Annotated in this window: 11 protein-coding genes; 4 read left to right on the top strand and 7 right to left on the bottom strand. The window is 47.8% G+C overall.

The window, feature by feature from the left end:
* The first annotated feature begins 881 nt into the window (after nucleotides 1-881).
* Nucleotides 882-1,568, top strand: coding sequence for a class I SAM-dependent methyltransferase (locus tag ACVDG9_RS06585; RefSeq protein ID WP_447237582.1), 687 nt, complete (start codon nucleotides 882-884; stop codon nucleotides 1,566-1,568).
* Nucleotides 1,569-2,221: 653 nt separating this feature from the next.
* On the opposite strand, the gene ACVDG9_RS06580 is transcribed toward ACVDG9_RS06585, so the two are convergent.
* Nucleotides 2,222-2,848 carry a sulfotransferase family 2 domain-containing protein gene (locus ACVDG9_RS06580; RefSeq protein WP_350040690.1) on the bottom strand — a complete coding sequence of 209 codons (627 nt, stop codon included), beginning with the start codon at nucleotides 2,846-2,848 and terminating at the stop codon, nucleotides 2,222-2,224.
* Nucleotides 2,849-3,137: 289 nt separating this feature from the next.
* On the opposite strand from ACVDG9_RS06580, the gene ACVDG9_RS06575 reads away from it, so the two are divergent.
* On the top strand, nucleotides 3,138-4,331 hold the full coding sequence (locus ACVDG9_RS06575) for a glycosyltransferase (protein WP_350040689.1): 1,194 nt from the start codon (nucleotides 3,138-3,140) through the stop codon (nucleotides 4,329-4,331).
* The gene (locus ACVDG9_RS06570; RefSeq protein ID WP_447237581.1) at nucleotides 4,328-5,365 is read left to right on the top strand and encodes a glycosyltransferase family A protein; all 1,038 of its coding nucleotides are present in this window, start codon (nucleotides 4,328-4,330) and stop codon (nucleotides 5,363-5,365) included. Before ACVDG9_RS06575 ends, ACVDG9_RS06570 begins: the two co-directional genes overlap by 4 nt.
* Nucleotides 5,366-5,816: 451 nt before the next feature.
* Here ACVDG9_RS06570 and ACVDG9_RS06565 read toward each other — a convergent pair whose 3' ends face one another.
* The 4 genes from ACVDG9_RS06565 to ACVDG9_RS06550 form a co-directional block, all read right to left on the bottom strand.
* Complete coding sequence (locus tag ACVDG9_RS06565; RefSeq protein WP_350040687.1) at nucleotides 5,817-6,455, bottom strand: class I SAM-dependent methyltransferase; 639 nt, start codon at nucleotides 6,453-6,455, stop codon at nucleotides 5,817-5,819.
* A gap of 854 nt (nucleotides 6,456-7,309) precedes the next feature.
* Nucleotides 7,310-8,635 carry a KpsE/RkpR family capsule polysaccharide export protein gene (locus tag ACVDG9_RS06560; protein ID WP_447237580.1) on the bottom strand — a complete coding sequence of 442 codons (1,326 nt, stop codon included), beginning with the start codon at nucleotides 8,633-8,635 and terminating at the stop codon, nucleotides 7,310-7,312.
* Between the two features lie 34 nt (nucleotides 8,636-8,669).
* Nucleotides 8,670-9,329: an ABC transporter ATP-binding protein gene (locus ACVDG9_RS06555; protein ID WP_447237579.1), complete on the bottom strand. Its 660-nt coding sequence runs from the start codon at nucleotides 9,327-9,329 to the stop codon at nucleotides 8,670-8,672.
* Nucleotides 9,326-10,114, bottom strand: a complete 789-nt coding sequence (locus ACVDG9_RS06550; protein ID WP_447237578.1) for an ABC transporter permease — start codon at nucleotides 10,112-10,114, stop codon at nucleotides 9,326-9,328. Before ACVDG9_RS06550 ends, ACVDG9_RS06555 begins: the two co-directional genes overlap by 4 nt.
* Nucleotides 10,115-10,708: 594 nt before the next feature.
* On the opposite strand from ACVDG9_RS06550, the gene ACVDG9_RS06545 reads away from it, so the two are divergent.
* A complete protein-coding gene (locus ACVDG9_RS06545; RefSeq protein WP_447237577.1) occupies nucleotides 10,709-12,001 on the top strand; it encodes an Hsp70 family protein in 1,293 nt (430 codons plus the stop codon).
* A 70-nt stretch (nucleotides 12,002-12,071) separates the two neighbouring features.
* On the opposite strand, the gene ACVDG9_RS06540 is transcribed toward ACVDG9_RS06545, so the two are convergent.
* Together ACVDG9_RS06540 and ACVDG9_RS06535 are read right to left on the bottom strand one after the other, a co-directional pair.
* The gene (locus ACVDG9_RS06540) at nucleotides 12,072-12,386 is read right to left on the bottom strand and encodes a DUF1905 domain-containing protein (RefSeq protein ID WP_075281310.1); all 315 of its coding nucleotides are present in this window, start codon (nucleotides 12,384-12,386) and stop codon (nucleotides 12,072-12,074) included.
* Nucleotides 12,387-12,452: 66 nt separating this feature from the next.
* Complete coding sequence (locus ACVDG9_RS06535) at nucleotides 12,453-12,971, bottom strand: glycine cleavage system transcriptional repressor (RefSeq protein WP_173013954.1); 519 nt, start codon at nucleotides 12,969-12,971, stop codon at nucleotides 12,453-12,455.
* Nucleotides 12,972-13,049 lie beyond the last annotated feature (78 nt).

Here is a 13,049-nt window from a genome sequence, read left to right as displayed (position 1 = left end):
CAAACCACGAGAGAAGCTCGAAATGCCTGGAATTGTGTGAGCGCGATTGCTCCAAAAAACTTGCTATTCTGACTACCACTGATGGTACATGGACGGCGCTTTGAAAGCAGTATCAGATATTTGTGATGACGACATCCAATTGATCAACGGCCGCTAGGTCCACCTTGTCCAACACAGTGCCAAACCCGAAAAAAGAGACGCGTCTACAAAACCGCTTAAAAGGCAGCCTAACCTGAAAGATCAAACATCTGAAAGCTATAGCCACACGATACGAGAAAGAAATATGCAAATATTTGGCGACCCACAACGCAAATCAGTAGGATTTTTCCTCTGAGGGGGGGGGCGACACACGCCTTAGCTATTACCGTTTAATGCGCGACTGAATCTGATTTCTGTAGTAATACCCTGATTATAAAACGAGAATAACTATTTCACAACAAGACATTCAAATTCTGCCAGCAACTTTTGGAGTTACGCTCCTAAGCCAAGAGCCTATCCACTGCAAACTCCGTTGCCAAATCAACGAAGCGATAAAAATGCATTTCCATTAAGTTGAAAAACAAAAGTTTCATGCCGCCACGACTATACGATTGACATGGCGATACGCTCGCAGTGATTTCCTGCTATCAGTTACTTTTATGACATTCCTAACGCGTCCAATTGGACGTATTAAAAACTTAGCACTCAATTTGTCGAAATCTTACACGAAATAAATTGGGGGGGAGGCAGATGAATTTTTAGCACTTACTACGGACAAAAGCGGATTCCACACAACAGCATATGGTGTATCTAAAAATCATTAACCTGCCAATGCACGCTAGGAAGTTAGCTTTGCTTCTGGGAGGCTGCAAGGCTCCCAAGACTAAAAGGAAACAAAAGAAATGAAAAGAATTATTGAAAATATCTTTAGAACAAAACAACAAGAAAATGAATTGGAATTACCCAATCAGGAAAGAATTAAGAAATGGGGACATAGACGCTATGTAGGAGGCGGCAACTCAGAAGCGTGGTATGGTATAGGTAAAAGGCAATACCACTTCTTGGTTGCCAACGGACTTGAACCTACTCACAAATTTTTAGACATTGCTTGCGGCTCACTACGACTCGGACAGTATTTGATACCTATGCTCAATGCAGGAAACTACTGCGGCGTAGAAGCAGAAAAAGACCTTGTTGATGCTGGCATAGAAAAAGAAATTTTGTTTGAAATTATTTTAAAAAAAGAACCAAAATTCTTAATTAACCACGATTTTAACTTTTCCGACTGCGGCGGATATGACTATGCTATTGCGCAGTCACTATTCACGCACCTTACTCTAGATGATATTTCCAGATGTTTTACTGAAGCGTATAAAGTTGCGAATCCGGGCAGTAAATTTTACTTCACTTTCTTTGAGGGTAACTCTCTAAACAATCCTCAAGGTGCTTCTCATGCCAATAGGAATTGGCATTATTCGTATTCAGAATTGCAGCTTGCCGCTAAGGATGTAGGGTTTTCGCTAGAATATATCGGCAACTGGGGGCACGAAAGGGGTCAGTTAATAGCAGTTGCTACGAAAGCGAGATAGTCGTTAGCACCGTCGAACATCATCGAAGCGGTAAGACACAATGCACAGCGAAAGATTCTCGCCGATCGATAGCCTTGCGACACTCGTCCTAACGCGGTCTACCTTACTGCCACGCTAATTTCGAACTCAAGCCGCACTCCTCAAGAACACGAGCTTGGTCAGACCAAGTTCGGAAGCTTGCTGTCGAATCCAAGCCTGCCCCTTTATCATCATTCTCGGGCGTTTTCGCTCCAAATTATCGTGTTTATTTTATTGCTCCCCCGCGCGCGCGAAAACAGCTCGGCATGCTTCAGCCGATTTTGATACACAGTCATCCAGCACGGCAGAGGCTCTTCTCATCCTCGGTGAGGCCAATGATGAATTCTTTCCGCGGCCATAGGAAGGGGGGGCACCTTTGCCCCCCCCTGCCAGGCACACTAGCCGACAAATCGCATCGAAGATGCTCACAACAAATCTCTTAACAACCTATGGCGCAGAAGCTCTTTCCGCGAACTTTCAAATTCCCACACTCAAGAACGCAGCGCCGCAACAGCTTAATTAAAGCACACAGTATTCACGTAAATCCTCCGTCAAACATTGACCGAACCGTAAGCCACATTCATTTCAAAGAATACGGACACGCCCCAACCTATACTAGAATTGGTCATACTTTACTAATACACGGTTACAGGTGGTTCTTTAGAATAGCCAAATTCCTCAAAATCTTGGCCATAGTATTCCAATACACGCAATATGTCGACTCTATCCCAAGTAACAGGAATTTCTTTTTTTGATGTTTGAAGAAGATGTGGTGTCGATTGTGGTTTCGGCGCGCCAATTTTAGATGCGACTGTCGAAAAAATATTTTCTAGTCCTTCTTCGAGTTTAAAGATTTGTAAACCTGAGCCGCAAAAGTGCCATTGAGGCCTGATGTGATTATCGAGATGATAAACATTTGACTGAGTTTGTGTAATATTGTTCTCTAACCACCGAGAAAAATTTGCGAACGTTTTGAAGAAATTGCGACCACCCATTGCTGCACGCATCCGGTACTCACTCTCAATTCGAGTGAAGGGGTTACGGACCGTCATGAAGCTATATTCGAAATAGTCTTCCCCAAACAGCACTCTGAACTGGTCTCGCTGGAGATGTTGAGGAGTGCAGCGCATCGCAGATAAACCGCCAGGAACATGGAACTTCAATGGAGCCAGAGTCTCAAGCCAATTCTCAACAGAAGTCCCACCTGTTTTTGGCACGTGTATGTATAAAATATTTCTTCCATTGTATTCAATGAACGGCATTGTGCGACTTTGATCTCGTTGCTAAGCCTGAGGCTAACCTGAAAATGTGTACATCTTTATGCAAATAAATTCCTAAAATAACTTTGTCAAAGGTTGAGTACTTCAACCAACAGCTTTTCGCGGTGGCCTAAGGTAGGGCGAGGTTTAGCTTTTGCTTAGTAGCTAGACAAAAACTGTACGTTTGCTCTGCTAGAGTTTAGCCATAAGGTCGGCTTAAAGACGTTGAAATTTGCTGAGCAGTTGACTAAGGCTACATCTGTGATCGCCCATCCGCAGAACGGAGTGCCGAATGAACGTATTGTTCATCAATGGAAGGTTTCCCCAGTATTCTCAAACTTTCGTACATGACCAAGTAAAATCTCTTAAAGAAAATTCTAATGTAAAAATAGATGTTTTCGCAAGGTCACTTGACACTTTTCGTTTTGAAAATTCAGAGACTGAGTGCGACTCAGGCATACTATATGCAGCACCAGAGAATAAAAAACTGTTTTTCCGCATCCTTGTGGGTGCAATCCGAGCTCCCCTGTTTGCAGCAAAGCTGTTGAAATTGAGGTTCGATGGAAAAATCTGGCATCAAACCCTGATGCTCTGTTTGCAAATGAGAAGATCTCCAGACGTCATTGTAACTCATTTTGGACACAACTATCGCATCGGGCAGCAGCTGAAGCGTTTTGTTTATAGATCAGCAAAGAATGTGATTGTGTTCCATGGCCACGACATGTCTTCATATATCGCCTCCCATAGCTGGACACCATACAAAGAGGCAGCAGGCGATATAGACCTCGCATTGTGCGTGAATAGACAGTGGGAAAGGTTGCTCAAGCAGAATACGACGATTCAAAATGTAAAAACTTTGTACTTAGGTACACATATCCCAGACGCCTATCCTGGCGTTTGTCTTCCGAAGGAAATGACAACTCCCACATTGAACTTGCTTTTTGTCGGAAGATTTGTGGAGAAAAAGGGTTTCATCACTCTATTTCGAGCAATTAGAAGGCTCAGAGAGACATCAGACTTACGAATACGAGTTCACTGTGTTGGTGATGGTCCTCAGCTAGAATTCTTCGCAGACAGGGCGATTGCAGATGGTGTAAAAGACGCATTTGTTTTTTACGGAGCGAAACAAAAAAGCTTTGTTCGCGACCTGATGAAGCGTTGTAACCTATTCATTTTACCGAGCCATACTGCTCCTAACGGCGACAGCGAAGGGTTGCCAGTCGTTCTTATGGAAGCAATGGCGGCTGGTCTCCCAGCAATTTCAACCTATCACAGCGGTATTCCTGAATTGATAGAACACAATAAAACCGGTTTCTTAATCCAAGAAAAGGACGATGAAGCTCTAGCGGCGATTCTACTGTCCTGTTCTACCAACGCAAAACTACTCGAGTCGATCTCTGTCGCAGCTTTTAATCACGTTAAAAAACATCACAATGAAGTTGTGCAGGCAAAAAAGTTCACTGAGATTGTTAGGGGCATGCTGTGACTGGAAGTGTAACCGTTGTTATTCCCAACTACAACAGAACAAACCTTTTGGAAAAATGCTTATCTTCTATATTGGCCCAAACTAGACAAGTTGAAGAAGTTATCGTAATAGATGATCATTCCGAACAGCAAAAATTTGAAGAAATACAATGTATAGTTGAAAATTTTTCAAAAAATATAGATATTAAACTATTACGAAACGGAACAAATAAAGGCGCTAATTACTCACGAAATAGAGGTATTTTCGCGGCTAAATCTGACTATATAGCTTTTATTGACAGTGACGATTTTTGGATGCCGCAAAAAATAGAATTGCAAATGAAGGCAATCGAAAGACATAAAACCTTAGGCTCCACGCCAGTTTTCTCTGCAACTGGGCGTTATCGAGTCAACGGGGAAGGGCAAATCATTTGCCGTCAATTTGGTGGCAAACGGATTTCATCAGCAAAAATAAGACGATCTAACTTTATTGGCACGTTGAGTTCAGTGATCGTTGAAACTTGGGTTGCTCGGTTTCTGGGTGGTTTCAACGAGCGTTTACCAGCTTGTCAGGATTGGGATTTTTTTATTCGCCTAACTGATTATGCGACTTATATCGGTGTCCCAGAACCTCTGTGCATTTACTTTGACCATGATGGTGCGAGAATTACGCTTAACAACAAGAAGAGGTTAAGTGCTCATATTGAGATTTACAAAATGCATCTCCGAAATTTTGGAGCAAAAAATACGCTAAGCCACGAGTTTCTTCGAAATATAGCTGAAGACTATCAATGTCAAGGTGATCATGACCGATCTATTCGTTACTTCGCAAAATCAATTTTGGCAAAAACATTGCCAAAATGCGACTTGCCAAAAAAATATAAAAATATTGTAGAAAACATAATGCTACACGTTATTAAGATGCGCGGCATGCCAGATATCAGACAAGCCCGTTATACACGGTACGACACTATCATGGCAAAGATTTTGAGAAACAAAACCTCTAATGAGAAGATCATGAAAGATCAAAACCACATCCACGCATTATTGAAGTGAATAGATATTATATAAATTTTATTAAAAAAATCATACCCAAGCAAGCAGTCCGGACAACTGAAGTTTTATTTGGGCCAAGAAGTGTTTTAATATGCTCCAAGCTTAGAGGAATTAGGATCTATAGAAGTTTTAAGATGGATAGGCCCTTTTGATAATTTGCAAACTCACTTGCAGTTTGAGATCGTCGCCAAAATCGCTCTTGCCTATTACCGCAAAATTAGCAAAGCAAGCGTCTACATCTAACTCTTCGATCCAATCAGATTGGCTGAAAGTCAGCAACTTCATAAAAAACCTGCAGTGTAAGCACCATTCGGTAGAGTCAGGTAAAATATTATGAGTGGATTTCACTCGAAATCATATGTGGTAGTCACTTATCCTGCATTAGTTAGATGATACATCTGCTAAGTACTCATTAAGGCTGCGATCGCCAATCTGCATTAAGTGTAGAAACCTAGCTAAACACGCGCTCAACAAAACCGCTAATACCAGATATCTGGCAAAGCTTCGTAGACGACTTTCTCTGCAAAAATATAGTGTTGCTGGTAGGTAGCCCAGACCAATCCGTTTTGATGTTTACTTCTTCAAGCTGCTTTTGGGTGTATATCTTGGTGGGATCGAACGGATTAAGTTGAAAAACCATTCCCAAGTTTAAGTTTAAGTCATCGACTCCAAATCGCCGCATGTGATCTCGCTGACCGAAACGTTCTTCGCGCTCTCGTCCTGACATGAGGTTGAAGTCGGCACTTGTTTTGCCTTCATCAAATGGTACGCAAATAACGTGAATACCAGTGCGCTTCAATGCTCGATGCAAGTGAAATAGAACCGGTGTAATTTCGCATGGAAGATGTTCCAAAACGTGTGAGTGAATAATCAAATCATACTTCCGCGATGGTAGAGAGAATACGTCTTTTGTTAGATCTATCTTTGTGACTTCTAAATCTTGCGGGAACAATTTGGGGTTAAAGTCTGCAGCTAAATATCCTGAGCCATGCACAGCTTTAAGCTTCCTAGCAACGCTTACGTCCGGCGCGATGTGCAAAATTTCTAGTTTTGGCTTAAATGCATTTATGCTCTCAAGTGCAAGCAACATAACGCGCATGCGCTCCATAGAGCCGCATGAAGAGCACCTAACGTTTTCTCTGCTACGGTAATCCTCAAATTCTGTACCGCCACAAATATTGCACTTCATTTGTAATTAGCCTCGCTCGTTACAATCGGCGTCAAGCTAACTAAATCGCCTGCAAAAGCAAGACATCTTTCAAAGCAAATTAACCAGCGCAAATACCTGAATATTCTTATCATGTTTTAGAATGTTTCTAAGCGTCTGGAGACGGATTGGATCGGCATTGCTTCGTCTTCTCTTAACCCCGGATGCGAATTGCCAGGTTCTTAGTCATGATTGTTTTAGAGGTTTTGGAGCGCTACCCAACCTACTCGTAGGCTGGGTTAGAGTTTTCTGCGACGTGCATTGATCGCGAAGTTGGGCGATTGGGAGGTTACAATTCTTGGCGCTCAGAATAACCGGAACATCATTTAGGTACTATGTCCTCTCCAGCGGCGTCACTTATTGGCGACTCGGACACTCCTTTTCTTCAGAAGTTCAAAGTAGGCCTGCAGATATTTCGGAAGTTATCAAACGTTTTAATACGTCAGCGGTCTGCATCAGGACAGTTTCAACATAAACGAAAGCAGAATTGCAACGGCCAAGACTGAGTAAAACACTTATAATTTCTACAAATAGCTAGGAACGAGCGGTAAACGCTACCGTACTAATTGGTCTGGAATACGTAATCACAGGAGAAGATGTTATGCATCACCGCGTTGGCAGGCAGCTGCGTCATCGTTGATCTCGACCATTGTAATTCAGCTTTGCTGTGGAGGTTGACGTAAAAAATCTTATCCTACATCGTCACGACCCCAACTCGATAGCAAGTTTGGGTGATTTTATGTTCTGTCCCGTACATTGTAATACATCAGAACCACTACGGACCAAGCTCCAGCCAGGAGCAAAAACATGGCCAGAGAATACAGAAAACGGTGCGGATACTGTGCGTCTTCTGAGAGGGTCGGCTGTATGAAAGTCGCCAGGTAAAGATGTTTGCCATCTGCCTCCTGACGAGCCGTTTCCAAGCTGGCAAGGGACGTTACATAGAGCTGCTGTGCAAATTCTTCTTCCAATGCGAGTTCCGAATAATCTGCAAGACGGAAGGAAAGAGCTGTCCTGTTCGTACCAGTAGAACCGGAAGGCGATGTGCCGGAGCCAAGGCGTTCCCGCGCACTTGAAATCTGGCCTTCCAGGGCCTCGATTTGCTGGTTCAGGAGCCTGATACGGGGAGAGTCCTCGTCCAGATAACTCATCAGGGTCTTTTTTTCTGCTTCCCGGCTTGCGCGCTGCTGATCCAGTCCGGCAATCATTTCCACAGCAAGCTTGGCATTTTCCTCCGGACTGACTTCCTGTGTCTCGTTCCTGTAGGCAAGCATTTGCTTGCGGATTGCTTTCAGACGCGCCTCGGCGCGCGCAACACTTTCTTCCGCGAAACGTACGGTTTCCCGCCTGTTAGACTCGGAAAGCTGGTTGACCAATATTTCGCTGCGTTTAAGCACTGCCTTGGCGATCTCGACCGAATCCTCGGGCCGGAAGCTGCGCACTTCAACCTGGATGACCCCGGAGGTCGCATCAAAACTGACGTCGACCATGTCATTCCAGTAGCTCAAACGGTCTTCGACCGGCAGATTGCTGCCCATGCTGAACAAAAAATCCGAGGATTCGCGATTGAAGATGGTCTGCAAATCCAGATCGTCCGGAAGGTCCTCCAGCACGGATTGGCTCTGGAGGTAATCCGTGACGATATAGCTGTTGGAGGTCGCAGACTCCCCCCCGGTATTTCCCATTACCATGCCAAGAACTTCAGTCGCTGCTACTGGCTGGGAGCTGCGGACGGCAAATGCTGTCATGCTGTGATATTGGTCGCTTGCCCAGAAAAACATATAGGCGGAAAACGCGGCAGCCGGCATGGCAACAAACAACATGAAGCCTAACAGCATCATTCTGTGCCGCATTTTCGTCGCGGATTTCGCCGTCGCTGCCGGCAGCGCCAAATCAAGCAGTTTCTGCGGATCGAGACCGGATTTTTTCAGCCGATTAATCAGCTTGCCGTCCTTGGAATTTGCCTTGGCAACGGCAGCTCCCTTCTTGGACGGAAGATTGAACACCGTTCCCTGACCAATCTCGTCGGCCTTATCTCCAGGCATTTTTTCGACAGCTGACATGTTCAATCAAACCTTCAAGTATTCAGAGACCGGCCTATCGGCGTGCCATGTTGTCATTGTGCATACTAATTGCATCGTCAATATCGTTAAAAAAGGTTAAGTTGCCATCTTCTAACACAATTCCGGTCGTACAATATTCTTTTAGTGCACCGTTTGAGTGAGACACCATGATGATGTCAGAATCCTGGAGCTTTTCTTCAAAGACCCGTTTGCACTTTTTCTTGAAATTCGAATCGCCAACGGCCGTGATTTCGTCGACCAGATAGTAGTCAAAATCAATCCCCATGCTGACGCCAAAGGCCAGCCGTGCCTTCATTCCGGAAGAATAACTTTTTACCGGCATGTAATAGGATTTCCCAAGTTCGGCAAAATCCTGAACGTAATCGACCAGCTGTTCCGTGTCGTGCCCATAAATGCGGGCAACGAAGCGAACATTCTGCTCTCCGGTTAGAGAGCCATTGAAACTACCCTGAAAACCAAGCGGAAAGGACACGTTGGCAAGACGGATGATCCTGCCCGAGGTCGGCTTGATCGTACCCGCAATAAGCCTCAGCAATGTGGACTTGCCAGCACCATTACGCCCCAGCAGACCAATACTGTTTCCCCTGGGCACCGTAAACGACACATCCCTTGCGATGTAGCGCATCTCTCCCTTGAGCTTGAAGCGTTTGGTCAAGCGATCCAACCTGATCATTTCGCCTCCCGTAGCTGCGCATCATAAAGCCATACCAGAAAAAATCCGAAAACAATCGAAAACACGGTTAGCCCTATGATGTAAGGCATGTCGACATAAGACGCCCGGTAGGTGGGGTAGAACCCGGTTCGAAAAAGGCCAACAATGTGAACCAGCGGGTTCCACATGAGCCATTCCCTGAATGGATGCGGAACGGTGTCTGGCAGAAAAAACACTCCGGAAACGATGAATGCCGGCCGGTTAATAATACCCCAGATCTGCTGGTAGGTACTGCTCAAGTGAAACCATACGATGTTCGAAGCCCCTACTCCTGCACCAAGTGCAATTGCAATCAGGGAAGCCAGGAAGATAGGTGCCAGGTTGATACTCTCAAACGGAACCACGAAATAAAGTGCCCCGAAAAGAAGAGCATTTACGACGAAAAGCGTCGCTACCTGTAAAAAAATCCTTCCCAAAATCGTGTCGTAAGGTCGCACGACAGGATAGTTCAGTAGCGCTCTGTTTGCCTCGACTGCAGAACCTACTTGCTCAGAAGTTGAACGATACATGTAGAATGCGATGTAGCCGGTCGCAAAAAACAAGGTGAAGCTTCTTCCCAGTGGCGGGATATGAGCGACTGCCGAAAATACTGTCGTCAGGATGGCGATCGTCAAAACCGGATCCAGAACCGCCCACATGTAACCGCCGAACTTGTTTCCGTAGCGGGTGGTCATTTCGCGAACGACCAACGCAAATGTGATCGCGAATTGGCGTTTCAGGCCCTGGCGCAAAGGTTCTGAGTGCATACTGTCAATCTGCAGTTATTGATCTCTGTTGACGCGTTCTTCGAATGCCAACTGGTTGTCTTGACTAGACCTTTAGACAGTTCATGTCCATCTTCTGACAGACCGTATCATAACGGAATTTCGCGCAGCAACATAGTGTCACGATGCCACAATGAATTCGAAGGCGGGATGATTTGTTCAAACTGGAAGTGCGATAGCCTGCTTCATAAGACTCCGACCAAATCCGATCGCGACCACAAAACCGATCAAACGCATAGTGTGCGGTCTGTTTATATCGACCTTGTGGCAATGTCCTGAAGACAAGCTCCAGGCATCAACGCCAAATTTTCATTGAGCAATTCACCTTTCTCCAGATGGCACCTGCGAGCCGAAGGTTGGAGCCTCAACGGATGCAGGATCGAATGCCTTGAGAACAGCCAGTTTCCGCTTGCGTTTTCGTTTGTTCCCGCCTATCCCGCACAGCCATTTCACTTTTGCAGGATTGCTGTATTGGGAGTGCCCCTACGCACTCCTGCGTCGGTTTCGAATGAGCCAACGCCATTCAATTGCAAAACGGCGTCTGTACAAAACGCTGCGACACAAAGGGACTTTGCCATGAAACAGACCATCGGACTTGATTTCGGCACCTCCAACACGGTCGCGGTTTCGGCGCAGGGTGTGGGCGCGACTGCGCCGATCAGTTTTGTTGATGGCAACGACAGTTTCACATCGCTTCCGACCGTTCTCAGTTTTCTAGATCGGGGGCCGGCCAAGGCGCTGAATGCGGAGGTCGGGCCCTGGGCAATCCGGCAGTTTCTGGAGAGCTTTGGCGATGTGCGGTTCATCCAGTCGCTGAAGACGTTTGCGGCGAGCCGCGTTTTCAAGGGGACCGGAGTTTTCGGGGTCCGGTTCGAGTTTGAAGATCTGATGGCAACGTTTCTGCAGCGGGCTTTCGAGCGGGCCGGGGCTGCGTTTGATCCCGCGGCAACCCGGCTCGTTGTTGGCCGGCCGGTGGAGTTTGCCGGGCACAATCCGGATGAAGAGCTGGCGATGGAGCGGTATCGCAAGGCGTTTCAGAAGGTTGGTTTTGAAGACATCCTCTTTGTTATGGAGCCTGTCGGGGCGGCCTTTTCCTACGCGCAATCGCTGGAACAGGATACGACCATCCTAGTTGCCGACCTTGGCGGCGGCACGACCGACTATTCGATCATGCGATTCGAGACCGAAGCCGGGCACCTGAAAGCGACGCCGCTTGGCCGAGGCGGGGTCGGCATTGCCGGTGACACGTTCGACTACCGCATTATCGACAATGTGGTGCTGCCGAAGCTCGGCAAGGGCACCGCCTACCAGAGCATGGGCAAGATCCTGGAGATCCCGCCCAACCTCTTTTCCAACTTCGCCCGTTGGCACATGCTGTCGATTTTCAAGACCTCAGACGATTTCAAGGAAATGAAAAAACTGCTGCGCTACTGCGTGGAACCGGAGAAGATCGAGCTTTTCATCGATCTGGTGGAAGAGGACCAGGGCTACCCGCTTTATAAATCCGTCTCGGAAACCAAGGCCCTGCTGTCGTCTGCAGACGAGGCGGAGCTGACCTTTGCCCCGCTCGGTTCGGACTTCCGGGCAACTGTGAAACGTGCGGACTTCGACGGCTGGATTGCGCCTGACCTGAAGAAGATGGACCTGGCGCTGGATGTCACGCTGGAAAAGGCCGGTTTGAGCGAAGCCGACATCGACCGGGTGTTCATGACCGGCGGCACCTCCTTCGTGCCTGCCGTGCGCCGCCAGTTTGCGGAGCGCTTCGGCCAGGAGCGGATTTCCGGTGGCAACGAGCTGACGTCTGTTGCCAACGGCCTTGCCTTGATCGGGGCGCGCACGGACGCGGCCGATTGGGCGCTTGCCGCCTGAGTTCGCCTGCCCGGATCCGGCGGAACGAGCCTGACCGACGGAACTCAAAAGTTCAAACGGCCCTCCCCCGTCAGAAACCCGGCGGCACCTGAAGCCAAAGTGATACGTCAACGGTGTCTCCGGCTGCGATTTTCTCTTTCTTGCGCACGGCCGATTTGACCGGCAACAGGAAGGAGCCGGACGCCTTGTCCGGCCAGATGGTGGTGCTCCATTCAGCCTCGCCGATCCGCGCCTTTACCTTGATCATGCCCCAGGCGCCGCCTTTACGGCTTCCTGTAAAAAACCGGATCTGATCGGCGCAGGCCGGCGGTAACGTCACGAAGGTCCAGCCGCCTGGACCGGCGGACAGCCATAGTTTGCCGGTAAAATCCAGCCGGTCGAGCATGAGGTTGAAGCCTCTGTCCTGCCAAGCCTGTGTCGTCTCGCTTCCCTCTGGCAGGATTGAGCGACGTCAGTCAATCAGATTGATATCCGCCATCAGGTCTCCTGCCGTCTCCTGAAGTGCGTCGCTCAGGCTCGCAGGGTCCAGTCCACTTGGCAGGCGCAGGTCGGCAGATGCCTTGAACAGGGCCTCTCCCTGCATCGAGCCAGAGACGACTTCCGTTTCAAGATGCTCGATGCTGACACCCTTTTCGGAAAGAACGCGGGTGATATCCCGCAAGATGCCCGGGTGGTCCTGGGAGACGAGATCCAGATGAGCGGAAGCGCCTTCCGGCAGCTCTGCACCGGTCTGGTCGGAGCGAAGTGTGATATCGATGCCATCGGCGGAAAGAGCTTGCAGCTTTTCCACCAGTTCGTCCGCATGCAGCCCCTCGATCGCGATGCGAACGATGCCTGCAAATTCGCCGCCGAGACGGGCCATGGAGCTTTCGATCCAGTTGCCGCCGGTGCCGGCGATGATTTCCGCCATCCGCTCGACCAGGCCTGGCCGGTCCTTTGCAATGACCGTGAAAACAAGATGAGTTTGCATGATGCCCCGCTTGCGCATTGGAACTCGACCATTCTACTAGACAGCCTCAACGTGCTGAAAACAAGACTGCAAAATCTC

It is taken from the genome of Roseibium sp. RP-7 (assembly GCF_053005225.1).
Note: the sequence above shows the minus strand (reverse complement) of the source record. Positions and strands in the feature narration are given on the sequence as shown.